Annotated in this window: 26 protein-coding genes; 7 read left to right on the forward strand and 19 right to left on the reverse strand. The window is 38.3% G+C overall.

Annotated features, from left to right (window positions below; translation table 11 throughout):
* Nucleotides 1-49: 49 nt before the first annotated feature.
* The 3 genes from AAJG31_RS06575 to prsW all read right to left on the reverse strand — a co-directional run bounded on the left by AAJG31_RS06575 (nt 50) and on the right by prsW (nt 2,937).
* Entirely contained in the window at nt 50-1,333 is a 1,284-nt protein-coding gene (locus tag AAJG31_RS06575) for a PepSY1/2 domain-containing protein (protein WP_048389800.1), read from the reverse strand.
* A gap of 15 nt (nt 1,334-1,348) precedes the next feature.
* A complete protein-coding gene (sleB, locus tag AAJG31_RS06580; protein WP_279494445.1) occupies nt 1,349-2,164 on the reverse strand; it encodes a spore cortex-lytic enzyme in 816 nt (271 codons plus the stop codon).
* Between the two features lie 98 nt (nt 2,165-2,262).
* Nucleotides 2,263-2,937 (reverse strand): glutamic-type intramembrane protease PrsW, encoded by a 675-nt coding sequence (gene prsW / locus AAJG31_RS06585; protein ID WP_004232588.1) that lies wholly within the window; start codon nt 2,935-2,937, stop codon nt 2,263-2,265.
* A gap of 84 nt (nt 2,938-3,021) precedes the next feature.
* Here prsW and AAJG31_RS06590 point away from each other — a divergent pair, with 84 nt between their 5' ends.
* Nucleotides 3,022-3,990, forward strand: a complete 969-nt coding sequence (locus AAJG31_RS06590; protein WP_066037611.1) for an asparaginase — start codon at nt 3,022-3,024, stop codon at nt 3,988-3,990.
* Here the strand turns inward: AAJG31_RS06590 and AAJG31_RS06595 are convergent.
* From AAJG31_RS06595 to AAJG31_RS06625, 7 genes are all read right to left on the reverse strand, one after another.
* The gene (locus AAJG31_RS06595; RefSeq protein ID WP_103119058.1) at nt 3,970-5,535 is read right to left on the reverse strand and encodes an aminotransferase class V-fold PLP-dependent enzyme; all 1,566 of its coding nucleotides are present in this window, start codon (nt 5,533-5,535) and stop codon (nt 3,970-3,972) included. The two genes, AAJG31_RS06590 and AAJG31_RS06595, sit on opposite strands and share 21 nt — an antisense overlap.
* 5 nt (nt 5,536-5,540) lie before the next feature.
* Entirely contained in the window at nt 5,541-6,101 is a 561-nt protein-coding gene (locus AAJG31_RS06600) for a glycerol-3-phosphate acyltransferase (protein ID WP_112117657.1), read from the reverse strand.
* Nucleotides 6,102-6,159: 58 nt separating this feature from the next.
* On the reverse strand, nt 6,160-7,125 hold the full coding sequence (locus AAJG31_RS06605; protein ID WP_279494437.1) for a YpdA family putative bacillithiol disulfide reductase: 966 nt from the start codon (nt 7,123-7,125) through the stop codon (nt 6,160-6,162).
* 112 nt (nt 7,126-7,237) lie between these two features.
* Nucleotides 7,238-7,996 carry a metallophosphoesterase gene (locus AAJG31_RS06610; RefSeq protein WP_103117713.1) on the reverse strand — a complete coding sequence of 253 codons (759 nt, stop codon included), beginning with the start codon at nt 7,994-7,996 and terminating at the stop codon, nt 7,238-7,240.
* 143 nt (nt 7,997-8,139) lie between these two features.
* Nucleotides 8,140-8,877 carry a LysM peptidoglycan-binding domain-containing protein gene (locus AAJG31_RS06615; protein ID WP_054550700.1) on the reverse strand — a complete coding sequence of 246 codons (738 nt, stop codon included), beginning with the start codon at nt 8,875-8,877 and terminating at the stop codon, nt 8,140-8,142.
* An 86-nt stretch (nt 8,878-8,963) separates the two neighbouring features.
* On the reverse strand, nt 8,964-10,406 hold the full coding sequence (locus AAJG31_RS06620) for an ATP-dependent DNA helicase (RefSeq protein ID WP_279494432.1): 1,443 nt from the start codon (nt 10,404-10,406) through the stop codon (nt 8,964-8,966).
* Nucleotides 10,407-11,438, reverse strand: coding sequence for a helix-turn-helix domain-containing protein (locus tag AAJG31_RS06625; protein WP_048389783.1), 1,032 nt, complete (start codon nt 11,436-11,438; stop codon nt 10,407-10,409). It lies immediately after the preceding gene.
* Between the two features lie 106 nt (nt 11,439-11,544).
* On the opposite strand from AAJG31_RS06625, the gene AAJG31_RS06630 reads away from it, so the two are divergent.
* The 3 genes from AAJG31_RS06630 (at nt 11,545) to AAJG31_RS06640 (ending at nt 13,471) form a co-directional block, all read left to right on the forward strand.
* On the forward strand, nt 11,545-11,793 hold the full coding sequence (locus AAJG31_RS06630) for a ferredoxin (RefSeq protein WP_004232564.1): 249 nt from the start codon (nt 11,545-11,547) through the stop codon (nt 11,791-11,793).
* A gap of 137 nt (nt 11,794-11,930) precedes the next feature.
* Nucleotides 11,931-12,524 (forward strand): hypothetical protein, encoded by a 594-nt coding sequence (locus AAJG31_RS06635; RefSeq protein ID WP_279494414.1) that lies wholly within the window; start codon nt 11,931-11,933, stop codon nt 12,522-12,524.
* Between the two features lie 164 nt (nt 12,525-12,688).
* A complete protein-coding gene (locus AAJG31_RS06640) occupies nt 12,689-13,471 on the forward strand; it encodes an SDR family oxidoreductase (protein WP_004232559.1) in 783 nt (260 codons plus the stop codon).
* A gap of 52 nt (nt 13,472-13,523) precedes the next feature.
* On the opposite strand, the gene AAJG31_RS06645 is transcribed toward AAJG31_RS06640, so the two are convergent.
* Together AAJG31_RS06645 and AAJG31_RS06650 are read right to left on the reverse strand one after the other, a co-directional pair.
* Nucleotides 13,524-14,252 carry a sulfite exporter TauE/SafE family protein gene (locus AAJG31_RS06645; RefSeq protein ID WP_279494410.1) on the reverse strand — a complete coding sequence of 243 codons (729 nt, stop codon included), beginning with the start codon at nt 14,250-14,252 and terminating at the stop codon, nt 13,524-13,526.
* A 14-nt stretch (nt 14,253-14,266) separates the two neighbouring features.
* Nucleotides 14,267-15,466 (reverse strand): MFS transporter, encoded by a 1,200-nt coding sequence (locus AAJG31_RS06650; protein WP_048389775.1) that lies wholly within the window; start codon nt 15,464-15,466, stop codon nt 14,267-14,269.
* A gap of 299 nt (nt 15,467-15,765) precedes the next feature.
* Between AAJG31_RS06650 and AAJG31_RS06655 the strand changes: the two genes are divergently transcribed.
* Together AAJG31_RS06655 and AAJG31_RS06660 are read left to right on the forward strand one after the other, a co-directional pair.
* Nucleotides 15,766-16,590, forward strand: a complete 825-nt coding sequence (locus AAJG31_RS06655; protein WP_048389774.1) for a methyl-accepting chemotaxis protein — start codon at nt 15,766-15,768, stop codon at nt 16,588-16,590.
* 17 nt (nt 16,591-16,607) lie between these two features.
* Nucleotides 16,608-17,153: a GNAT family protein gene (locus AAJG31_RS06660; RefSeq protein ID WP_103117709.1), complete on the forward strand. Its 546-nt coding sequence runs from the start codon at nt 16,608-16,610 to the stop codon at nt 17,151-17,153.
* 36 nt (nt 17,154-17,189) lie between these two features.
* On the opposite strand, the gene AAJG31_RS06665 is transcribed toward AAJG31_RS06660, so the two are convergent.
* Together AAJG31_RS06665 and AAJG31_RS06670 are read right to left on the reverse strand one after the other, a co-directional pair.
* Nucleotides 17,190-18,734 carry a flotillin family protein gene (locus tag AAJG31_RS06665; RefSeq protein WP_004232547.1) on the reverse strand — a complete coding sequence of 515 codons (1,545 nt, stop codon included), beginning with the start codon at nt 18,732-18,734 and terminating at the stop codon, nt 17,190-17,192.
* Between the two features lie 15 nt (nt 18,735-18,749).
* Nucleotides 18,750-19,280 (reverse strand): hypothetical protein, encoded by a 531-nt coding sequence (locus tag AAJG31_RS06670; RefSeq protein ID WP_004232545.1) that lies wholly within the window; start codon nt 19,278-19,280, stop codon nt 18,750-18,752.
* 154 nt (nt 19,281-19,434) lie between these two features.
* Here AAJG31_RS06670 and AAJG31_RS06675 point away from each other — a divergent pair, with 154 nt between their 5' ends.
* Nucleotides 19,435-19,812, forward strand: coding sequence for a hypothetical protein (locus AAJG31_RS06675; RefSeq protein ID WP_269898819.1), 378 nt, complete (start codon nt 19,435-19,437; stop codon nt 19,810-19,812).
* Between the two features lie 126 nt (nt 19,813-19,938).
* On the opposite strand, the gene AAJG31_RS06680 is transcribed toward AAJG31_RS06675, so the two are convergent.
* The 5 genes from AAJG31_RS06680 to AAJG31_RS06700 all read right to left on the reverse strand — a co-directional run bounded on the left by AAJG31_RS06680 (nt 19,939) and on the right by AAJG31_RS06700 (nt 25,256).
* Nucleotides 19,939-20,673, reverse strand: a complete 735-nt coding sequence (locus tag AAJG31_RS06680; protein ID WP_048389726.1) for a hypothetical protein — start codon at nt 20,671-20,673, stop codon at nt 19,939-19,941.
* A 570-nt stretch (nt 20,674-21,243) separates the two neighbouring features.
* A complete protein-coding gene (locus tag AAJG31_RS06685; protein ID WP_115673449.1) occupies nt 21,244-22,035 on the reverse strand; it encodes a GNAT family N-acetyltransferase in 792 nt (263 codons plus the stop codon).
* Nucleotides 22,028-23,827: a ribosomal protection-like ABC-F family protein gene (gene abc-f / locus AAJG31_RS06690; RefSeq protein WP_259949998.1), complete on the reverse strand. Its 1,800-nt coding sequence runs from the start codon at nt 23,825-23,827 to the stop codon at nt 22,028-22,030. The genes AAJG31_RS06685 and abc-f overlap by 8 nt, the downstream gene beginning before the upstream one ends.
* A 104-nt stretch (nt 23,828-23,931) precedes the next feature.
* Nucleotides 23,932-24,072 (reverse strand): RAxF-45 family protein, encoded by a 141-nt coding sequence (locus AAJG31_RS06695; RefSeq protein ID WP_004232534.1) that lies wholly within the window; start codon nt 24,070-24,072, stop codon nt 23,932-23,934.
* Between the two features lie 155 nt (nt 24,073-24,227).
* Entirely contained in the window at nt 24,228-25,256 is a 1,029-nt protein-coding gene (locus AAJG31_RS06700) for an AbrB family transcriptional regulator (protein WP_048389717.1), read from the reverse strand.
* Nucleotides 25,257-25,307: the final 51 nt, after the last annotated feature.

The raw sequence follows: 25,307 nt of genomic DNA on the forward strand, positions 1-25,307 counted from the left end.
ATTGGTAGTATTTTCATGTCAAGTTGATACAGAGCGGAAGCATCATTGATTAAGTTAGATATTCCACTTTTAATACATTATGGTTTTCCGCATCAATAACAATTCTAAATGTTTCCTGCGTATTACCATCACGCAATGCAATGACCTCATAGCAAAGACGTTGCTCAAATTGTCCATTATCTGTGTAGATATTTTTTACCTCTTGTACTTGGATATCGTCTTGGAAGAACGTTTTCCAATCAATCGGCTTAGCTGTTTGCTTTTTAATATTTTCTTCTTGAATATATTCCATTGCATTTGCACCTAACAGCTCACCTGTATCTTTCGCCACTTTCAATTGAACACCATCAGCGTAGATTAACGCATTATCTCCAGGATGGACACGAGCAAATGTCACATGCCAAGCTTGATGATTTTCTCGTGATTCCACATAGGCTACATCTTTCATGCCTAATTTCTTCACATATTCCTGCGCTTTTTTCATGATTTCCTCTTGTGATAACTTGGCTTCATCCACAGGACGTTCTACTAAATAGGATAATAAATGTCCACCCTTTTCTGTTAAATCAACATAGCCTAATCGAATCCCTTGGTGGAATTGGATATGATAAAAAGGATATGGTGCTGTATCACTACTTTTTGTAACTGTAAATGTGGCATCTTTAATGACTGGAAATAAGTATTTCACTTTTTCTAGAGCTTCTTTTTCGGTAATAACTGCATCCTGTAATGCCTTTAACTCAATTTTTTTCTGCCAATCAGATTCAGATAAAGTTAACGGGAAATCCTTTTCGCCGTAGCCCTTTAATGTATCTTTTACAGTATCAAATTGGCTATTTGGATTTTTATTATCTACTTGCTGTAGCCAAACATCCATTTTCCCATCATGCTTATAGAAATCGACGGTTGCAGCTGTCCATTCATCGGAAAGAGATTGTAAATTCGTTGAAACCTGGGGCATTTTTTCACGCCAAGCTTCATAATCCCCTGTTTTCGCTGTCCTTTTTGCTTCATCGCCAAGTCGCCCTAGATAGTTCATCCATTCACTTGATAGTTCTTGTCCTATTGGAATATTCGCAATTGAAGAACGAACTTCTGAGCTTAAACGCCAAACCGAATCTAGTTCATTGTGAATCGCCTGCTCATCTTGAAACAACAGGGATTGTGATACTGAGCGTTGAAGATGGGAAAGTTTTTCAGATGCATCCGTTAACTTATCTGTATATTGTGCTAGCACGGTACGTTGTAAATCTTCTTTATCTCCATGTAAATCAATACTGTATGCCCCTAACCCAATAACGGCAATCGTTAAGACCACGAGCCAAGTTTTCATCTAGGTTCCTCCTTTCTATGAACAGAAAATATGCTCTCCAATTTGTTTAATTTGTGGACGTGACCAAATCCATTTGCTCGTTGCAGTTTTTGGATTGAAATAATACAATGCATTTTCAGAAGGGTCCCAGCCGTTCATTGCATCAATAACCGCTTCTTTCGCTCGCTCATTTGGCTCAAGCCAAATTTGCCCATCTGCAACAGCCGTAAATGCTAACGGTTGGAAAATGATACCTGAAATAGTATTCGGGAAATCTGGGCTTTCCAAACGATTTAAAATAACTGCAGCAACTGCTACTTGTCCTTCATATGGTTCTCCTCTTGCCTCTCCATATACCGCATTCGCCATTAGCTGTAAATCACGCTCTGTATATTTGGGAGGAACTTGTGTCTGTGTTCCATTATTATTACTACTTCCACTACTATTGCTACTGCCACCACTAGTATTCTTTTTCACTTGCTGATCAAGTGGCTGCCCACCATAATAAGTAAATTGATTTCCTGCATTTAATTGAGCTTTCACCCATTTTTCGTCATAATCTGAATTGCCCGTTAACGCTTTCTTTGTCTTAGCGCCTGCAATTCCGTCTACTGGTAACCCATAATTTTCTTGGAAATTACGTAAAGCCCAGTATGTGTTGTAGCCAAATTTGCCATCAATTTTACTCTTATAAAAACCTAAGTATTGTAGCCTTGCTTGCAATTCAATGACATCATCTCCATAGGCACCTCGAGTAATTTGCTGATCGCTAAATGCATTTGCATCATTTTGAGGAATCGCAATTATACTAATTCCTAATATCAAAGCAAAAAGTATGCTTACTAAACGCACTTTTATCACTCCTTTTTTTTATAGCTTGAAACAAAAGGAGTAATTTATACATGATAAAAATGAAATAAAGCGTAGAAATCTTTGACGATTTCTACGCTTTATATTTTCTTTTGCATGTGAAGATGCTGCACCAGATGATAATGTGCAAGCTTCACTTTGCGCAAGCCAAACCACCATAAAAACAACATAAAAGGAATCATTAAATAAACCCAGTGACCTTTGAATGATAATATTGTATTGTATAGAATGTGAAGTACGACTGGTGCACAAAGCGCCATAGCTATCATCTCTTTTGTCTTAACAAGTTTCGAAAACTTAGCCCGTCCATAATAATAGCCCATTACGACACCAAACAAAGCATGACTCGATACTGGTAATAAGGCTCGCATAAATGCCGTGTCTAAGCCAAATGAAAGTAAATAAAGAACATTTTCAATCGTAGCAAAGCCAAGTGAAATGCTTGCCCCGTACAATATACCATCGTAAGGGTCATCAAATTCTATATGATTATAGATGGCAATTAATAGCACAAACCATTTAAAAAATTCTTCAATGACACTTGAAAATAGTACGTCTTGAAGATAAAGATATCGAAAAACCCCTTCCTCTGTTAATACATACTGTAAAAACATGATTGGGAACGTTAAAAATGCGCCGTATAAAAACGTTTGTAGTAAAGTTCTTCTTGGCTCCGTAGCCATCTGATTGCGCAAATAGAAATAACTAAAAAGCGCTAGACCGGGAGCAATGGCAGCAGATAATAAAATGATCATGATGCCGGCTCCTTTCAACAATAGACTGCTATTATTATACCATGTAATGACAAAAAAACTTTTTAAAAGGAGATTTATTTTTTTATGAAAAAAACAATTTTATTAATTCATACTGGCGGCACAATCTCCATGGCGATGAGTGCTGAAGGAGCGGTCATGCCTAATAAGGAAAATCCTCTAATGAAGGAAAGTAATAAACTGGCTTCACTAGCAAGCATTATCGAAATAGAAGCTTTTAACCTTCCTTCTCCACATATTACACCGAAAGAGATGCTTTTATTGCGTAACTTGATTTTGGAACAAATTGACGCACAGCCAATTGACGGTGTGGTCATCACCCACGGTACGGATACATTGGAAGAAACCGCCTATTTCTTAGAGCTAACTACGAACTTAGCCATTCCGATTGTGCTAACAGGAGCAATGCGTTCATCTAACGAACTTGGAGCAGATGGGATTTATAATTTAGTAGAGGCAGTCCGAGTAGCTGTTGATGAAGAAGCACGTGATAAAGGTGTGCTTGTTGTGATGAATGATGAGGTTCATCTTGCTGTAAATACAACAAAAACAAGCACAAGTTCTGTAAATACTTTCCAATCTCCACAATATGGACCGATTGGCCTTATTACAAAATCCAGAATCTTATTCCATCACGCACCAATTCGTCGACAATATGTAGATGTTAACAATTTAACTAAGCGTGTTGCAATGCTAAAAGTGTACGCTGGAATGGAAGAAGATTTATTGGATGTCGTGCTTGCATGTAAATATGATGGTGTTGTGCTAGAAGGACTAGGTCAAGGGAATGTCCCGCCATCTGTTGTAAAGGGAATTGAAAGCCTTATACAGCGAGACATCCCAGTTGTACTTGTTTCCCGCTGCTTTAATGGAATTGCAGAAGGTGTTTATGGCTATATGGGCGGCGGTAAAATGCTAGAAGACTTAGGCGCCATATTCGCCACAGGTATTAATGGTCAAAAGGCACGCTTAAAATTATTAATAGGCCTTAACACAACTGGCTCGCCTTTAAATTTAAAGGACTTTTTCTTGTAACGCTAAAGTCTCGATCACCTGTTCATAATAGCCCAGTATCTCGCTAAGTCGAGCCAAAGCTTCATCAAAATCTGGCTGTATCACAGAAAATTGAATGAAATTCTTTTGGCGTAAATACTGGCTTTCACCATGAACGAATAGCCCGTTTAATGCTAAATCAATAAGTAGGTTGGCATAATTATTAGGCAATTGAACAGTTATCAACATCGGATATTGAGTAGTTGGATATTGAAATTGCATGATTGGTAGCTGCAGCAGTGATTGAAAGCGTTGCTGTAGCTGCTCATAACGTGCTGGATAGGCTTGCAATGCAGTCTCCACATTGCTCAGTAATACAGCAGGTAATGTAAATGGTATGACACCTTGCTGATAATTTGCTAAATCAAGATAAGCGGGTAGATTGGCAGATGGGGGTGCAAGTGATTGCGAAAATACAAATGCTAGCCCACTTAACGCACCAATGGCCTTACCACTCACAGCCGTAGCTAAATAGCAGTCCTGTAAAGAGAACGGCATGGCACCGAACGAACTAATACAATCTATACATAACTTTACATTGTATTGTTTAGCAAGCTTTTTAAGAATATCTAAGTTATTACAAGTTCCCGTGGAAGTCTCACCATGTACTGCCAACATCCACTGATAAGACCCCGTCTCAAGCTGTGAAGCCAGTTCTTTGTCATCAAATACTGTTCCCCATTCTTTTTCTACCACATCATAATGTAATGACCAACGAGCGGCTTGCTTCTGTAAACGTTCACCGAATTCTCCATTTGTGAGAATAAGCCCTTTTCCTAATTGCTGTGCCTTTAGTTGTGCAAGCATTACTTCATTTGCTAGCGTTCCCGTTCCTACGATTACACCAACATGATTGGACTTCGATAAATGCAGTAACCTCTTCTGCACTCGTTCATAAAGCGCATAAAAAGGTAATGAACGATGTGATAAATCTGAATGAGCAATTGTCTCTAATTGCCTCACCGGCCCAGGATAAAATGTAGAGGGTTCCGTCGTTAGTCTATGTTGTAATGATTGTTCAAATTCATGTCTAGTGAGCACCATCGGTAAAAACATCGCACCCTCTTCCCCGACAGCTGGTGCAAACTGCTTAAAACCCATCTGCTTATATAGTTTTTCCTCTCTCGTTGTACCTGAAATCACTGCAGCAGAATAGCCTTTTTCGTAGGCAAATGTAGTTAAGGCCTGAGTAAGCTTCAATAGAACTCGCCCCGTTCGATAACCTTTCTTCACGGAAAGCAAACGAATTTCACAAAGCTTCTCACAATTTTCCTTCGATAAATACTGCTCGACCTTACCAATCTTTTCATCAATAGAAAATGGTCGTTGATCTCTAAACGCCACCATGCCAATTAATTCTGTTTGCTTATAAACAACGACATAGGTATTCTCCTGATGAAATCGGTCTACTTTTTTTCGCGATGCATTTACCTCATGCTGAGGAATTTCTTCTACAAATGTTTCATAATTCAATCGAGCAATCGCCTCAAATTCTTCATTTGTCTTGGCAATTTTACACCAATACATTTCCTTCACTTCCCTCTTTTCAATGATTCCTGAATATTAGACATATGCTTAATAAGCATACACACGATTGCCATGATTAAAAGTCCATATGGCTCTAATTTCCCTGCTTGTATAATTGCGGCTATATAAAAAACAAAGCCCCCAACCATGCCAAGTGTCAGACTTCTAGTAAATGCAGATATAAGTGCTGTACCAATAATCATCCATAAAAAAAGACTTGGCGATAAGGCGAGACCCACACCAATAAAAGTAGCTACACCTTTCCCTCCATTCCATTTCAGCCAAATCGGAAATAGATGGCCAATTATCACCCATGCAGCTCCGCCAATAAGGACCCATTCATCCAATTGCCACATGCGTCCTAATCCGACAACAAGTACACCTTTTAATGAATCGCCAAGAAGAGTCAAAATAAACGCTGTTTTCCCAATCACACTTCCCGCATTACGCGCGCCTAAATTTTTACTACGCTCTTCCTGCAAATTGACACCGTATATCTTACCAACGAAATAAGCCGTCAAGATGTTTCCTATTAAATAACTCAAGAGCCAATACAAGCCAATCATTGAGCTGCCTCCTTGCTAAAAAGGCTGTATAAGCTACATGCCTATACAGCCTCGATCGTTATTTTTTTCTCTGCTCAATAGTTTGAGCGATACATTCGCCATGGAAACGACCATTTTCAATAAAAATTTCATTGGCATTATTTCCTGCTGCAATAACACCTGCAATGAATAGTCCTTCAACATTGGTTTCCATCGTTTCAGGCGTAACATAAGGACGACCCGTTTCTTCCTCTATGTCCACTCCCATCGCTTTAATAAAGGAGTGATCAGGATGATAGCCAGTCATAGCAAAAACGAAATCATTTTTTACTATTTTCTCTTGACCCTCTACTTCTAAAACAACTTCGTGCTCACGTATTTCCAATACATTTGTATTAAAAAGCATGTCAACTTCTCCAGTTTTGACTACCCCTTCAAATTCGGGTAATACCCATGGCTTGATGCTTGGAGAGTATTCGCTGCCACGATAGGCTACGGTTACACGAGCCCCAGCTTTATTTAATTCTAACGCGGCATCTATCGCTGAATTTTTGCCGCCTATAACTAGAACATCCGTATCAAAAAATTCATGGCCCTCTTTAAAGTAATGGAAAACTTTAGGTAACTCCTCACCATGGATATTTAAATAATTCGGATGATCATAATAACCTGTTGCAATGACAACATAGGGCGTTTCATATATTTCCTTATCGGAGGTAACCGTGAACAAATCATTATTTTTTACAACACTTTGTACTTTTTCGAAGCGATTAACTTGTATATTTTTTAAACGGACGACCTCTCGATAGTAGACAAGGGCTTGATTGCGTTTCGGCTTACGTCCTTCAATAATAAATGGTACATCACCAATGGCTAACCGTTCACTCGTACTAAAAAATGTTTGATGTGTAGGGTAATGATAGATGGCATTGACGATATTTCCTTTTTCAATCACAATAGGTTGTAAACCAATATTTTGCAAAGCTATTGCTGCTGCTAAGCCGCATGGGCCTCCTCCAACAATAATTGCATCTGCTTGCTGCATTTCTTGACACTCCAATCGAATTTGAACAGCAAAAATTGCTGCTCCATGCTTTCACATTTCATAGAATAGACGATACTTTTTTATTATACGCCTTCTCACACGTTTTGGTTGTTTATTTACTCGATATATCAATGTCAATTATATGACATTGGGGCTTTGCACCAAATCGAAAAGGTACTAATGTCGTCCCATAGCCATTGCTTACTAAAGTCATGACACCATCACGCCGACGATAGGAACCATTTGGATGGACACCATATGGACCGAATCTGATTTGCCCTCCATGTAAATGTCCCCCCATCATTAAATCCGCACGATATTTAGCCCGAACTTTCGCAAAAACCTCTGGATTATGGGCGATAAAAACAACTAAATCCTGATCTCCTATCTTTGCAAAAGCTTTTTCAAAACTATATTCTTTAACAGTTGTATCCTCAATAGCACTTAACCAAAAGCTATTTTTAAGCGGAAGCTGTACGGCATCATTGACAATAATTTGAACATGGTATGCCTGTAAAATGTCCTTCAGTCTTTCTTCCCCAATTTCTCTGTCATTATTGCCCCAAATAAAATAGGTTGGTCCAAGGGACGTTAATAATGATAAATTTTCATGAATACGATCAATCGGTGTACGGCTATCCGCAAAATCACCGCCAATAATTACTGCATCAAAATGATGTCCCTGTAACTGTGCAATCATTTTCTTACTTATTTTACGTAAATGAACATCTGAAATAAAAAATAATCGTACCTTCTCCTGTTCACCCTGTAATGAAAGCTGGTGAGACAATACATTATTTTCATGTGCCACCTTCCACATATAAAGTGGAGGGGCGATGACTACCAAAAGAAATAGCCCTAAATATAGCATTTTCTCACTTCTCCTTACGACAGCAAAAAGGCGATTCTTCTTAAAAAACGAATCGCCTTTTTGCTAAATCAGACGTACGTTTTGGTGTGAACGTTTGTCTGTAATTTTATACTAGAAAACCTATATAACGATAAAAAATTCTATTAAGGTAACTTAATGACTTGCCCAACCATTACAGTATTAGAGGACATCCCATTAGCAGCACGAATTTTAGCTAAAGTCGCTTCACTGCCATCGCCATAGTGATTTAATGCAATTCGGTATAAGTTCTCATTTGCTTTTACAGTATGTGTCGTTGCTTTAGCATTTTGTTTTGCTTCTTCCGCTTTTCTAGCCTCTTCTGCTTTTCTTGCTGCCTCTGCTTGTTGTTGAGCTATTCTTGCTTCTTCAGCTTTTCGAGCTTCTTCGGCTTTTTTTGCTTCCTCTGCCTTTTTCGCCTCTTGAGCCTTTTTCGCTTCTTCAGCAGCTTTTTGCTCCGCTGCTAATTTATCAGCATCTTTTTGAGATTGCTCTTGAGCCTTCTTATCTCCCTGAGCGTCTTGACCCTTATCATCTTTTTCCTTATCTTTATCTGACGCAGATGCTTCTGAAGGATCTAATTCCACAACCTGTTCAGCTGTATCCTTTTCGGCTTGTTCAATCGTTTTTCCTGGTTCATAAAATTTCCAAAAATAAATAAGAATTGTTAATGGTATCAAGATAAAAATAACAAACAGAATCGTCATTAACGGTGTCTTACGTTTCGAATTTTTTGGCTTTTTGTTTTTATTACCGTTTTTATTCATTCTGGAAACTCTTGATAAGGATTGCTGTTCTTTTTGCTCATCTTCAAACGATTGACGATGCTCTTCTATTTTATCGCGATAATCTTCTTTATTCATTCGCCTTTCCCCCAACCTTACTACGCTTTCTATCATCTCTATTATGACGAATTTTACGAAAAAAGTAAATGACCGTCAGTTTTAGTCTAATTACCCATTAATAATTGTTGCAATCGACTTTCCCACGTTGCCATTTCTACTTTCTTTTTCTCTTTTAAGCGTACTTTCTTGATTACATCATAATGGATTCCACAATTTTCACAACAGTTTTCCGGCTTTTTCTGCAATTTTTGCCCAAAATACCCGACTAAATGTTCACGAATACAGTCTTTTGTCTGTATGATTTGAAGCATTTCATTCACTGCATTGTATTTCTCTAGTGCTAAATGATTTAATCGGACCTTCACTTGTTCCGAAGACTCTCGTTGCAGCCAATAGTCTAACACACGGAAGGCTGTCTCACTTAACTCCCCATTTTTCAGCATTTGGATGGGCTGTATTTGCTGAGATAGCAGCTCCTGATAGCGGTCAACATGATGTAAAGTTGGTAAATCGCCTGTCACAACAAATTTAGCCAGCTCCTCATCACCTTCAGCATATAGTAATATAGCAAGTGCAGAGTGACCATCCCGCCCTGCACGTCCGATCTCCTGCATATAATTCGCTATATTGGCAGGCATTGATTCATGAATGACCTGCCGTATATCAAGCTTATTAATGCCCATACCAAAAGCGTTTGTTGCAACAATCCAATCAAGTTCACCAGCTATAAATTGCTGTTGAATAAATTGACGGTCCTCCACCCCATAGCCCGCATGATATGCAGCAACACGAACGCCCTCTTGTAATAAGGCTTCGCTATATTGTTGCGCACGTTTACGTGAGGAAACATATAAAATACCAGGCCCTGCTGTTTCCATAATATTGTGCATGAGCCATCTAGCTTTATCAGCCTTATCCTCCACTACTACACGACCTAAATGAATATTCGGGCGGTCAACATTATACATAAACTCGAAGGGAGCTTTGAGAGATAAAGTTTCCCGTATATCTCGAACAACCTTCTTTGTTGCCGTAGCAGATAATGCCAAAATTGGCGGACGATTTTCTCTCGATAGCCAGTCACCTATTCGTAAATAATCTGGTCGAAAATCAAAGCCCCATTGTGAGATACAATGCGCTTCATCTACTACGATTAAACCTAGCTTCATCTGCGCCAGTTTCTCTTGTACCTGTTGCTGGAGCAGCATCTCTGGGGAAGTAAAAATAAAACGATATTGCTCTAAATAATGTAATACATAACGTTTCTCTGTTAGTGATAAAAAGGAATTTAAAGCTACCACCCTCTTTTCCCCAAAACGCTTCAGCTCTTCTACTTGATCCTGCATTAATGACAGTAATGGTGAAACAATTAGTACAGGTTTCTCTAATGTATAGGCTGGTAGCTGGTAGCAGAGTGATTTTCCCATTCCTGTTGGTAATAAGGCAATAACATCTTGTTCTTGTAGTAATGCCTCAATGACTTCTTTCTGTCCTGGTCGAAATGATGAATAACCAAAATGCTTATGCAATAATTGTTCAAGTTCCATTTATACTTCTCCTTTCGCAAGGACAAGCCTTAATTGAAAATAACTCATATCGTTTAAAGCTTCATGTAATATTTTCAATTTTTTTGTTTGATACTGCTTCGATGCCTGCCACACTTTTTGAGCTTCATCATAGGAGACGAATGGGCCAATAGAAAAGTTCGGTTCATACATAGCTAATTCCACAAAATGATCCTCAATTGTACTTTGTTTTAGTTTTCTCATTTGAACAATTTGCTCCATCGAATAACCTTGTTCATATAATTGTGCGGTTTGTTGTGCAGAATCTGTTAGCAATATTTTAACTTTTAATCCTTCTGCCACATGCCCTAGTAATGGGTAATCATCTATTTTTTGATGCACTTCATTTAATAATATATGTAGGGTTTCAATAAAAGCTAATTGACTATCCAGTACAGTTTCCTTCCGTTCATCTGCAAGTTGTTGCCACGTCCATCCTGGTAATTGATAACCACTTAAACGATATAGAACAAGCTGTTTGCTTGCATCTGACACAGGGAGAATAGTTAGCACATGATTACATTCTGTCAATAATTGCTGTTGTAAATGACCTTCCTTATAATGATGTGCCTGTAAAAAAGTTCGCACCCACGCTTGAATCATTGTATCTCTACTAATCGGTGAAAAGGTACGAACGGCTGCGGCTTGATGTGACAAACTTTGTACAATGAGAGAGAGCCTCGCAAAAAACACATGCTCATTTCCCCGATAGTGCCAACCATCAAAGAAAAAGGTTGGCGTTTGTTGTGCTCGTTGTAATCCTAGCGTTTCCATGTAAAAATGACCAGATTCCTGCACATTTAACCAACTATTCTGCATAAATAAGTTTACAGCCTCATCAAATGTAGTACGAGATAGTTTTGGCAAGAGGCCAAAATATTGATGCAGTTGAAAAAGACCAATATCTTGAATCGTCTGGCCTGAACGCTTCCCTCTTAGGACATGATAGGCAGCCGAAATCGTCCGCTCTTTATTGAGTTTTTGAAAGATTTGCAATAAAATTTGATGAAACATTGACGCAAATTCCTCCAATTTAATAGTATTTAAGTTGAAATGTAAGATAAACATCTTTAAAATGAGTATGAAGCTTTGTAGGAACATCGTTAAAGGAGAGAATAAAATGGCTAAATACACAATAGTTGATAAAGATACATGCATCGCTTGTGGCGCATGTGGAGCCGCAGCGCCAGACATTTATGATTATGATGATGAAGGCATTGCCTTCGTTATTTTAGATGATAACATGGGAACTGCTGAAGTTCCAGAGGATCTATTGGAAGATATGCAAGACGCTTTTGAAGGTTGTCCAACAGACTCTATCAAAGTAGCAGATGAAACATTCGATGGTGACTCATTAAAATTTGAATAGTCTTCCGTTGATGTATATCTTAAAAGGCATCCTTCAGGGGATGCCTTCTTATTGATTAAAATATTGGCTATCTTTTGCATCAAGATAATAGGCATATGGTCCATTGCTATACATACCAATCTATTGGAGGAATGTGAATGTTTGAGCAGTTACAAGTTGAGCATAGTTTATTTTATATTGATCAAGACCATATGAATAGATTTAAAAATCTTGCTGCAAAGTGGCAATCAATATTTCCAGATGTTTGTGCGAAATGTTTGAATAATGTGGACGCATGGGCAAACGTGTTAAATAACTGGGTTTTCTTAAAATCGCAGCAGACCGATGAGCTCATTCTAAATCCTTCTAAAGCCATCTATTATTCCATCAATACATTCTTATTAGATGAGCTCCAAAAAATTCAAATAATTCAAAAAGTAAAAGAATGTGAGAATGATGATTTTCAGTATTTTGCAGCCTTCCACTTAGGAAATGCCATCGATTTATGGGTGTACGATACACTTGAAAAAAGTGCAGAATCTGATTTGTTAAAACCACAAAATCGAATACCTTATTATCTTGCCTTTTTAAACGATGATTTTCAAACAGACAATGCTTTATTCCATAAAAATCAAACAAGAGCAATCAAAATATTGGCACAGGTCATTCGGTCACAAAATTGCTTTAGAATCACTGTCAGTAGTGCTGTTAATCGAGCAGTAGATATGTATGATCATTATGTAACAAAATAAAATAGCACACTTTTTAATTCGTCTCTACTGTAAAGAGATGAATTTTTTTTGCTCTCTCAACTACTTCTCTTTTCATCTTGTTATTGCAACGTTATTTTATGTATGATAAGATTTTAGTAGTTGGTACTAATAACAGATATTATCTCACAAAGGAGTTCTTCATAATGATGGATAATTTATTACAATTAAAAGATAAGAACATTGTTGTCATGGGCGTAGCAAATGATCGCAGTATTGCTTGGGGCATTGCTAAACGTTTATTTGACGTTGGTGCAAATGTCATCTTCACGTATCGTCAAGAACGTTCATTAAAAAAATTACAAAAACAATTAGAAAATATCGGACAATCCGATTCTCTTGTTGTTCAATGTGATGTAAATAGTGACGACAGCACAAAAGCAGCTTTTGAAGAAATAGGCTCAAAGGTTGGTGTTATTCATGGGATTGTACATTCAGTGGCTTTTGCGCATGCAGAAGATTTACACAACCGCTTCCTTGAAACAACTCGAGAAGGCTATGCATTCGCACAAGATACAAGTGCCTATTCACTTATTTCCACTGCAAAAGCAGCTCATCCATACATGACAGAGGGTGGCTCTATCGTTACAATGAGTTACTTAGGTGCAGAACGAGTACTTGATGGCTACAATGTGATGGGCGTTGCAAAAGCTGCATTAGAGGCTTCTATGCGCTATCTTGCTGCTGATATTGGCCAAGATAATATTCGCGTCAATGCTATCTCAGCTGGTGCTATTCGTACACTCGCTGCAAAAGGTGTTCCTTCTTTTAACACAATTTTACACAAAATTGAAGAAACAGCTCCTTTAAAACGTAATGTTCAACAAGACGAAGTAGCAGATATGACGATTGTTATGCTATCTCACCTATCACGTGGTGTGACTGGTGAGACGATCTACATCGACGCTGGCTACAATATTATGGGTTAACAATAAAGAAGTATGGGAGGATGTATTATCCTTCCATACTTCTTTTTGTTGTTTATAGCATTGTCCATAAACTTTGGATCAACAAAATTAAGCCTGCTGCTACTAATAGAAAATAAATTAAGATTTTAAACAATTTTTGATTTAATCGAGTAAATAGCATTTGTCCAAAAATAAGTCCTAAGAAAACAATTGGCAAAGCATACATACTATATATCCAAACCATTTTACTTGTACCCTCAAAAATGACTTGAGAAAGTAAGCTAATTAGATAGATAAATATATAGTAGGCTAGTGAAACAGCTCTAATGGTTTCTTTATTTCTATGTGTGCTCGCAAAATAGAGCAACAGTGGTGGTCCAGCCATCCCAATACTTGTTGTGAACATACCTGATATAAAACCAACGCCATAATCTCTACTCCTTGTTTGTTGAATAGAGAAATTTCTAATCAATAGAATCGTAAGCCCTATAAGAAGGATAGCGATGAGCAGCTTAAATGTCGTCACATCGACTAAGGCAAATAGTATACTACCAAAAGGAGCACCTGCAACACTACCGATCATCACCTTTTTAAGCAACGCTACATCAATATCATGTCTCACCTTCCATATGAGAGAAAACGAAATAACAAGGGACAGTATTATATTGATTTGCATCGCCTCTTGTGGTGTAAAAAGCAACAGTAAAAAAGGCGTAGCCATAACGGAAAAACCAAAACCTGTACTGGTTTGTAAAATAGAAGCTGCTAGGATAATGAAAAAATAGAAAAGTAATTCCTGCAAAATGACACCTCACATCATGTTGTGATACGTTGTCTAACAATGAATCTTTTTAATAAAAATGATAGGACACAAGCAATGAATAAAAACAGAGCAATCATCACTATAACACCCATCCACCCATATTTCATCCAAAAAACGCCTCCTACTGTTCCTCCAACACTTGAACCAAAATAATAGAAAAATAAATAGAGAGAAGATGCTTGTGCTTTATCGTGGGATGCTCGTTTGCTCACCCAGCCACTTGCGATTGAATGAGCTGCAAAAAAGCCAAAGGTAAAAACTGTTATCCCTATAATCTTTAAAGTAAGGAGCCCATTGAGCGTTACTATAGCTCCAGCTAACATAATGGCAATGGCCAGTAAGAGCATTCGTTGGCGACCATAACGATCGGCTAAACTGCCAAACCATGCCGAGCTAAATGTCCCAACTAAATAAATGACAAATATCCAACCTACAATTGTGGCACTTAAATTATAGGGAGGTGCCATTAGTTTAAAGCCAATATAATTATAAAGTGTGACAAAGCTTCCCATTAAAAGAAACCCCATCCCATAAAGACACAGCATAGAAGGATCTCTTAAATGTTGCAGTAGGGTTTTGGTCAATGCTTTTAATTGTAAAGGTCGCGCGCTGAAATGTTTGGAGCTTGGTAACATCCAGACAAACAATAAACTAACTAGCAGGCTGATTCCTCCTAGTACCATCATGCCTGTATGCCAGTTATAATGGTCCGTTAAGGTACCAATAATAACTCGTCCACTAAGTCCCCCTACTGAATTACCGCTAATATATAAGCCCATGGCAACCCCTAAGCTTGCTGGTTCCATCTCTTCTCCCAAATAAGCCATAGCGATTGCTGGTAAACCTGCAAAAACGATGCCTTGTACAACACGTAAAACTAAAATTGTTTCAAAGTTAGGTGAAAATGCAAGAGCTAGTGTCAGGACAGAAGCTGCAAAAATAGAAATCGTCATCAATGATTTTCTTCCCCATGCTTCTGATAACGAACTGACAATTATTAAACTCACCGCTAATGCAAAGGTAGTTACTGAAAGAGATAAACTTGCTACAGCTGGTGAGACGTGAAATGCTTCTGAAAATGTTGGTAGTAATGGCTGCGTTACATATAGGTTAGCAAACGTAATAAAGCCTGCTAAAAATAAGGCCCAATTCGCTTTATGAAACGCCCTCGTACCCTTTTGTATATAGTCCATGAAACTCTCTCCTTAACTTCTTCCACATGCTACTATTATTCTAATACAATATTTCGCAAAACACACGTCTCCTTGTCAAAAAATAGACAAAAAGGCCTTCATTTTCACCGCTGCAAAAAAATAATAATTGACAAATAAAAGCACTTCGGATTTGTATGTTCTTCTTTTAATAAAAAATATAAATAGCTATTTTGACTTGGCAAATATTGTGCTACAGTAAAAGTAATCATCTAGAACCATTGTCACAATGAAGACAGATGACACAACCATTTTCATTGACGAGACTTGGAGGAATTTTTATGAAAATTATTGAAGCTTTAGCCCTCGCAACACCTTATATTCATCTAGCATTAAAACAAGAAGCCATTGTAGCTGTTGTTGAAAAGGAAAATGAAACAGTCGTTAAATACTTAGCAGGTAAACGTGTGGATTCCGGCTACCATGATGGACAAAAAGTTAACGCCAATGACCAAAATGTTTTCATCGCCTTTAATGGACAAAATGCAGATGTGGTGATACCAGAGGATGTTTACGGTGTAGCAATCAATGCTTTTTCATTCCCCATTCGTGAAAATGGTCAAGTAGTAGGTGCATTAGCTTTTGGCTTACCAATAGATAATGAGCTCAAACTTGAAGATTATATGGCTACGATGGATAAGATCGTCAACAGTCTACAGGATAAAGTACATACAATCGCTTCTCATTCTGAGGAATTAGCAGCCACTAGTGAGGAAATTAATAAGCAGGCACAGCATGCCCTAGAGGACTCTGAAAAAACAAATGCCGTGACAGATTTAATTAAAAGTATATCTCGCCAAACTAATTTATTAGGTTTAAACGCATCCATCGAGGCTGCACGTGCTGGACAGCACGGCGCTGGCTTTAATATTGTGGCACAGGAAGTTCGAAAGCTGTCCTTTGAGACGTCTAGTGCTACCGAAAATATAGAATCATCATTACGGAATATCAATAGAAATCTAGATAATCTAAAGCAAAATATGGGACAAATCAATGATGCAACAAATGAGCAAGCACAGCTCGTACAGGATTTCAGCGAAATTATAGAAGAATTAACTTTACTTAGCCGAGAAATGAAAGGCTTTATGCACAATGCGTTAAAATAATAATGAGGTGAACAATAATGCAAATTACCATAAACCAAGATTTAGCTTTACGGATGATCGCACCTGAAGATGCAGAGAAGGTTTTTGCATTAACGGATGCCTCGAGGGAATATCTGAAAGAATGGCTACCATGGCTAGATTTCACAAAAGAACTGGCGGATACAAAAGCCTATATTGAGGGCTGTATTAAGGGCCATGAAGCGAACAGTAGCCTCTCCCTAGTCATTCTCTTTAAAAATGAAATTGTTGGCATTGCAGGCTTTAACGCGATTAACCCGAGCAATAAAATCGGCACTATTGGCTATTGGTTGAGCGAAGGAGCACAAGGACATGGCATCATGACGAAAACGGTAAAAGCTTTATTGCAATATGCCTTTGAAACATTGAAGCTTCATAAAGTTGAAATTCGTGTTGCTGAAGCCAATCACAAAAGTCGCGCAATCCCAGAACGTCTTGGATTCATGCAAGAAGGAACCATTCGAGCTGCAGAATGGCTCTACGATCATTATGTAAATCACGTTATTTATGGCATGCTTGTAAGTGAATGGCAGCAACAACTATAAAAAAACGACCTGATGAGATCATCAGGTCGTTTTTTGTTAGGATTGTTCTACCGCTTCTTTCGTTTCTTCAGGTGCTTGCTTTTTTTCAAGTCCTAAAGCAATCTGCTCTAATTCTGGACGCAATGTGTGCTTCCCAGCATAGCTCTCGATCAGCTCTTTTACATCGAGACCAGAAGTTTCTTTTAATGTTTCTTGAAGTGTAGACATTAAATTGGTTGCGTAAGATGTCACCTTATTCGCACCACTTCCCTCTCCACCACCAGTATCGACCACTGTAATCTTATCGATATTGCCAAGTGGACTTGCAAGCTCTTTTGCATACTCTGGCATCATGCGTACAACCATATCCAGTACAGCTGCTTGACCATAGTATTCAAAGGCTTCGGCAATCTTACGTTTAGCTTCAGCTTCAGCCAGACCACGTAAACGAATGATATCAGCCTCCGTCTCCCCTTGTGCTCGCTCTGCATCAGCTTTGGCAAGACCATCCAAACGAATTTTCTCTGCCTCTGCTTTTGCTAATGATTCAATACGATATTTTTCCGCATCAGCCTGTGCAAGCTCACGCATTTTTTCAGCTGCAGCATTTTGCTCCACTGCATAGCGATCTGCATCTGCTTTCTTTTTAACCTCAGAGTCATATTGCTTTTCTCTACGTAAAATCTCTTTTTCTTCTAATTCAATTTGCTTTTGACGCTCGATAATGCGAATTTGCATTTCTTGCTCCGTTACTTCCTGCTTAGCACGAGCAGTTTCAAGCTCATACGCTTGGTCAGCACGCGCTTTGGCAATATCCTGCTCACGTCGGAACTCAGCTACTTTTAATTGATTTTCTTTTTCTGCTTCTGCAATTTCCGTCGCTCGCTCTAGTTCTGCCTTTTGTGCTTCCTTAGACGCTTCTGCACGTTTAATACGTGTTTCTTTTTCTGCATCTGCTGTCGCAATATCAGCATCTCGCTTTACCTGTGCGATTCTCGGTTTCCCTAGTGAGTCTAAATAGCCATTTTTATCTCGTACATCCTTGATCGTGAAGGATACAATGACAAGACCCATCTTTGCTAAATCTTGTGAAGCAACACGTTGAACTTCCTGTGAGAATTTATCGCGGTTTTTGTAGATTTCTTCAACCGTCATAGATCCTAAAATGGAACGTAAATGACCTTCTAATACTTCACGTGCTTCCCCTTCGCGCTCTGCTTTTTGCTTGCCTAAAAACTGCTCTGCTGCTGTCGCAATTTCTGAAATGGAACCGCCAATTTTAATAATGGCTGTACCATCTGCCATAACAGGAACACCTTGCTCTGTATACACCTCAGGCGTTGTCACTTCTAGTTTACTAGAAAGTAAGCTTAACGGCTGTGCTTGTTGGAAAATAGGGAATACAAATGTACCGCCCCCACGAATGATTTTAATGCGATTCCCCGACTCATCCTTATGTACATTTTTAGAGCCGAGATAGCTACCTGTCACAATCAGTGCTTCATCAGGACCCGCCGTACGATACTTTGTCACATATAAGCCGACTAGGGCAATTAATACAAATGCTACAATTCCTAAAACAATTAAGATATCAGTTGACATAGACATATCTCTCCTTTAAACAAATTTTTTCTCGTACGTTCTAACAAAAAGTGTTCCGTCCTTCACATCCACAACAAGTACGGTTTCATCATAGTCAATAGCTTCATTATCATAGCCCGTTGCGCGTTTTGAAATCATGCCACTTGTCGTTTCGATAACAACCTCGCCAAAACCATCTACTGGAATTGGCACAATAACTCTTCCTAATTGCCCGCCTAGCGATTCCTCTGTGTAAGCTAAAGAAACATCAGCGGAACGTAGCGGAACGAGAACAAATAAATAAAAGATGGAACTTAAAATAGCACCGATGATACATGCAGCAATGATGTTCCAAACGCTAGAGAACCAGGCTAGTTTTTCTAAAATAAAACCTGCTGCTGACATCAACGTAATGAAAGATAGAATGACACTCGGATTAAAAATGGGTAGTCCTTCCCCAATACCTTCGACTGCATCACCAAAAAACATAACCAATACTGTGGCAAGGCCAGCGAAAATCAAAACCACCAAAAAGATCTGCTCGAGTGAATAGCCAAATAGCGTCAAGTTGCTCACCCCTTTTCATCATATTACCTACTATACGGATGTACCTCAGGAAAAGTTTCAAAATTTTTCAAACTCTTCTTTAAAGTATTATTTTTTGCTTTCATTAGAACCATGTTACAATAGAAAAGTATTCTGACAACTAAGGAGAAATGGCATGAAGCTTTCGACAATCTTAAATTTTGTAATTTTAATATTTTTCACGTTATTATTCGTTAATGATTTCTTCCCTGATACAGCTATTGCTGCGATGCTGACTAAAAAAATAATATTGCTTATATTAGTTGGGCTTGTCATCATTCAGCTAGCCTTCGACAAGGGTAGATATAAAAGATTATCAAAAAAGGCTTATATCGGATTAACATTGTATACAGTTGGATTATGGATTGTTTTAACATTACTTGGCGGTCAATCACAAATTGGCCTATCGTTCACAAGTCCTCTATTCTATATCATTGTTGTGCTTCTTGGATTGGATTTAATCCGCCTTTCACGCCAAACTAAGCGGGATCAAACAGAGGAGAAAGCGAAGTAAAGCACAGCTATCCGTCAATCTTACGAAGCTATCCACCACTTTCGCACTGCTTACCGTCACTTTTGTCCCTCTATCCGACGACAACATAAAAAGCATGTCTCCGATTTTGACAGAGACATGCTTTTCTTATGATTCTAATACATTTAAAATGGCATCCAGCTCATGGACAGCTAGATCTAAGCGTTCCTTCGCTTCGATATTTTGCTGTTTTAAGTGACTAAACTCTAGTAAATTTTTCTCATGCTTTAATTTAATAGATGATAAACGTTCGATTCGTGCTTCTACTTTTTCTATTGCTTGCTCACAGACAGTTGTCCAGAGCTTTTCTGATTGCTGCATTTCCGTTGTCGATGGGTTGTGCTGACGCATAATTCGTGCGTAAACCATTTCAATTTGTTCAATTAGCTCCGAATAAAAATGGCGCTCAACGCGTGTTGTTTGGAATGTTGGATGTTCTACCTCTTTGGCATATGGCGTTATTTGACGAAGTAGCTTGCCAGCATTTTCTCCAAAAGCATGGGATAAATTCAAGACATTCATTAATTGCAATAATAAGCGTATTTCTTCTAGATTAATAAGTTGGGAATCGATGCTTTCCTTTAACTTTAATGACTCCATGTAGCGTCGATCAAAATGTTCAATTTCACCGTTGCGCTGCTCTACTAAATGGACACTTGCATTGTCTTTCAAGCTTTTAATATAGCGAATGGCATGGTTTTTTAGCTCTTCTTTTGACAGCAAGTTATCATTGTCTTGTTGTGGTTTTTCTCGTTGAACATACGCAAATGCATCCATTTTTTTGGGCCATTGTGCTGCTTGGGTTTCATCTGAGACATTATAGCGTATATAAATTCCGTGCATTTCATATCCTCCAAGTCCATTAAACAAGTATCTCTAAAGACAATAAATCGAATACGACATTTTTTCAAGTAAAAAACTTTTAATAATTGAAAATCCTTCTTTTTAACAATAAAACAAAAATCCCGAATAGTCGATACTATTCAGGATTTTACTAGTTTTCATTCATTCCTACTTATCCTTTAACAAGTTTCATTCGCAAACGATTAGACATATACTACACGATTAAAATAAGTAACAGAAGCTCCAATAAAACAGCTCCCACCTCCATTTATAGGCATTCATCGCAAAAATGAATGGTCCACCAGCTCCAACTAAGCCGAGTAAGTTGCATCTCGCAAATTCATATCAGACAATGGATAAAAACAATGCTGTTAACTGAGGCCTGAGGAATTCGATGTCGTAATGAGCAGCTATCGTTCTACAGGAGCAGGAAATAATTTTTGCTGATTATATTTTAAAGCATCCCTTCATTAAAACAACCTGTAATCAAAATTGACAAGTACAGTTCTAAAAAATCGCCAAGTTCCTTGTAAGCACTACAGGAATTTGGCGATCTTTATGTGTAGCTATTTAAGCCTGTTGGCGGATATCTTGAATGCTCTTCCCTTCAGTAAACGCATGAATCGATGCAACGGAGCCCACCGATTTAAAATTTGCCTTCTCATAGACTTTGGCAACCTGTTCACTAATTGGTAATATCCAAAGATCGTCCAATCCAAGCTTGACTGATTGCTGTTGGATATGCTGCAGCATATAGCCGATTAAACCACGACCACGATAGCTTTCAGTTGTTGCAACACTTTCAATCCTACCTTGATTTTCTGACACAAAAATATTTGCTGAGCAGCACGCCACCCCATCTAGTCTTAGTAGATAATACGTAAAATGTGAAGAATGATAGGTTTGCTCAAATGCCTTTTTTATTAATGAAGGCTCCCCAAATGCAGAAATGCTCATTTCTACTGCTAATGCTTCCTCCATATTTGCATCCGTTACACGCTCAATTTGAATGGCAGGATTAGGTGGAAGTATCGCATATTCACCATCCCAGTACTGAATTTCATTAACAAAATGCTCATATTGAAAGCCGTGCGTCTCTAATGCCTCTATACATAGCTGATTTTGTTCTAGATTATATAAATAAATCCGCGGGATCAGAGATTTTGATTGGTAGAAATCTTTGATGTCTTGTAAAAATAAATCAGGTTGTTCAATCTTTCTCCAAATCTGTGCATGATTTGCATCGTAATAGGTTGGGATAGCCTGATTGTAAAATAAGACCCCCTCCTTACAAACCTCCACTTCACTGAAACTCTTCACATACTCTATATCAAGCTGCATAATGCGTTCTAAATTAAACATGCTCTGTGCCCCCCTCTAACCATCTTTCATATAAATTTTCTAATTGAAGTTCAAGCTTCTGCCGTTGTTCTTTAGCAAGCGATGGTTGTTGTAGTTTTGTCTCTAATTTTTCAATTTGCTGTTCAATCGGTAATTCTTTTTTAGGTGGCTGCGTTTTATTTACTGGTTGTTTTTCAACCATTTTCATTGCAAGTTCCTGTCGTTTTTCTCTAGCCCACTCATAATCTCCCTCAAAAACTTGAATAGTCTGGTTTTCAATCCACGCCGTTTTCGTAAAAATTTTCTGTAAGAAATAGCGGTCATGTGACACCCCAATAATCGTGCCTTCAAAGGATTCTAGTGTCTCTTCCAATACTTCTCTTGCTTCAATATCTAAATGATTCGTTGGCTCATCTAAGATTAAGACATTGATATCCTCATGCATTAATTGTGCTAAACGAAGACGCATTTTTTCTCCACCACTTAAGTCCTTCACTTTTTTAAAGACATCATAGCCATAGAACAAAAATCGTGCGAGTATATGGCGAGCTTCCGCCTCTGACACGGCGACACTTTCACGAAAGGCATCAATTAATCGAATAGCAGGATTTTGATGTTCAAATTGTTGGGAAAGGTATCCAAATTTCACATTACTTCCAATCTGACACACTCCCAGATTAGGAATGATTTCCCCTAACATCATTTTTAATAATGTTGATTTTCCACTACCATTGCTCCCAACAATCGCTAATCTTTCGCCAAAATAAATAGCTAGATTGCTTTCCTTCAATAAAGGCTTATCAAAGCCATGATCAATGGCTTGCAAAAGCACGACCTCTTTACCACTGCGTTCAGCCATCGTTAACGCTAAATTCATTTTCTTTTTAGTGAGGGGCTTCTTTACTCGCTCGATACGTGCTAATGCTTTTTCCATACTTTTTGCACGTCGATGCATCGAGGCGTTTGGTGGATTCGCCTCATTCGCCCACTGCTTTAATCGTTTTATCGTTTCTTGCATCTTTTTAATTTTCTTTTGCTGCTCTTCATAGTTTGCAAACTGTTGTTCAATTTTTGCTTCTTTTTGTGCTATAAAGGCATCATAATGGCCGTTATACGTAAAAGCCTCTCCATCCTCAATTTCAATAATCTTCTGGGCTACTTGATTCATGAATTGACGATCATGGGATACGACAATGACAATCCCCTCAAAGTTTCGCACATAATGTTCAAGCCACTCAATAGCTTGCATATCCAGATGGTTCGTTGGTTCATCCAATAACAAAATAGAGGGCTTTTTCAATAAAATTTGTCCAAGCATAACCTTTGTTTTTTCACCACCACTTAAACTACTAAATGGCTGCTCTAGCATATCTGAAATACCTAGTCCATTTGCAATCATTGCTAGCTGTGCATCTACTTCATAGCCCCCTAATAGCATAAATTGCTCCTGCAATTGCCCATATTGCAGTAATATTTTATCCGTGACCGTCGACTGCATCTCTTGCTCAAGTGCTGTCATTTTTGCCTTTATTGCATAAATATCCGCAAATGCTTCCTCCAGCACTTCTTTCACAGCATGGAGTGGATAATGTGGAATCTGATGTAAATAGCCAATCGTCGCTTCTTTACTTTTAATTATTCGTCCCTTGTCAGGTATCTCTACCCCTGCTAGCAGTTGTAATAAAGTCGTTTTACCACTGCCATTTACACCAACAATCGCCACGTGTTCGCCACTATTCACCTCTAGCTGTAAGTTCTCGAATAATATATTACCACCCATAATTTTTTGGATTTGTTCAGCTTTCATTTGCATCGTTTTTTCCTCCAATGAAACGTGCGAAAACATCTTTAGAACACAAAAAAGACTGCTCATTAACAAGCAGTCCTCTTCTCAATTAAATGTGTGAAAAAGAATGGTTAATTCGCTACGTTTGTTATTTGATTTTGCTTAAAAATGGACAGACCTATCCCGTTGTTCGCAAAATCGAAAGTAATCACACGTGCAAAATACATAGCCGTATCCACTTTTACACATGTTTTCGTAGCGTTTTTATTCATTCCTTCTCACCTCCGTTCATAGTAGTTATGGCTATCATAACATTATTCGGATTATTTGGAAAGGGAAAATTTAACGTTCATTTATCATTATTCAAAAGTTCTATTTGATCGAAATTCGCACAAAGAAAAACATGAGAGGTTGATTCAAAGCCCCCTCATGTTTTCACTTTTCTTACAAATACTTTTACCACAGGCACCAGAAAAATCGAGACAACTAGTACACGAAAAAGCTGAAAGGCCGTGACAATCGTGACATTTGCATGGACCGAAGCGGCAATAATCCCCATTTGATCAAGACCACCAGGAACAATACTTAAAAAGCTTGTCCTAAAATCAAGGCTGTACAACGCTGCCATCACAAATGTTAAACCATAGGCTGCCCCAATAAAAATGCCTGCCGAAACAAACGCATAAAAGATATGCTTCTTCGATAAATGTAAATCCTCTTTTTTCAATAATAATCCAATATAAATTCCTAGCATGAGTTGGGCAATATGCAGAAGCGATAATGGTAATTTTGGCACTTCTATCCCTGCCATATTAACGCCCATTAGTAAAAACACTGGGCCTAGCATATAGCCTGTTGGAATTTTTAGCTTTTGTGCTAGCCACCCTGCGCCACCACATACCACAAGTATGCCAACAAGGTTCCATGTGTATGTTCCATCAATCATAGAACTATTGCCACCTGCCCCTGCCACCATTAAAGGAACAAAGCCAACGATTAAAAGAACGCGAAGGATTTGAAAGAATGTGATGACCACCATATCCATCTCTTGTTGCTCTTCCGCAAATGCCACAACCTGCGACATGCCTCCAGGAACACAACACGTTAAGGCAGTCGCAAAATCTAAATCTGTCCGCTTGGCAACAAGGAAACTTACCGCAAAAAACAACAAAATAAATATGATATTTAACACGACCATGCTTCCTAAAAAAAGCTTGATGTCCTGTACAGCTTCTGGTGTAAAGGCATAGCCGATAGAATAACCTGCTACGACTAAACCAAAATTGCGGAAAGAATGATGCCATTTTAATTGGACATTGGTGGATAGCTGCACGATGAGGACCGCTGTAATCGCTCCTAACAGCCAAGGCATCGGTATATGGAAAAATTGAAAAACTACAGCACCTATTAAACCAATGCATAATGTGATGAACATATGCTTATCAAAAATAAACATGGTAGCAACCCCTTCAACTCGATAAGCCTATTATGACCTTTATAAACCGCT

Origin of the sequence: Lysinibacillus sp. BS3, from assembly GCF_039614735.1 — a bacterium.
GTDB lineage: Bacteria > Bacillota > Bacilli > Bacillales_A > Planococcaceae > Lysinibacillus > Lysinibacillus capsici.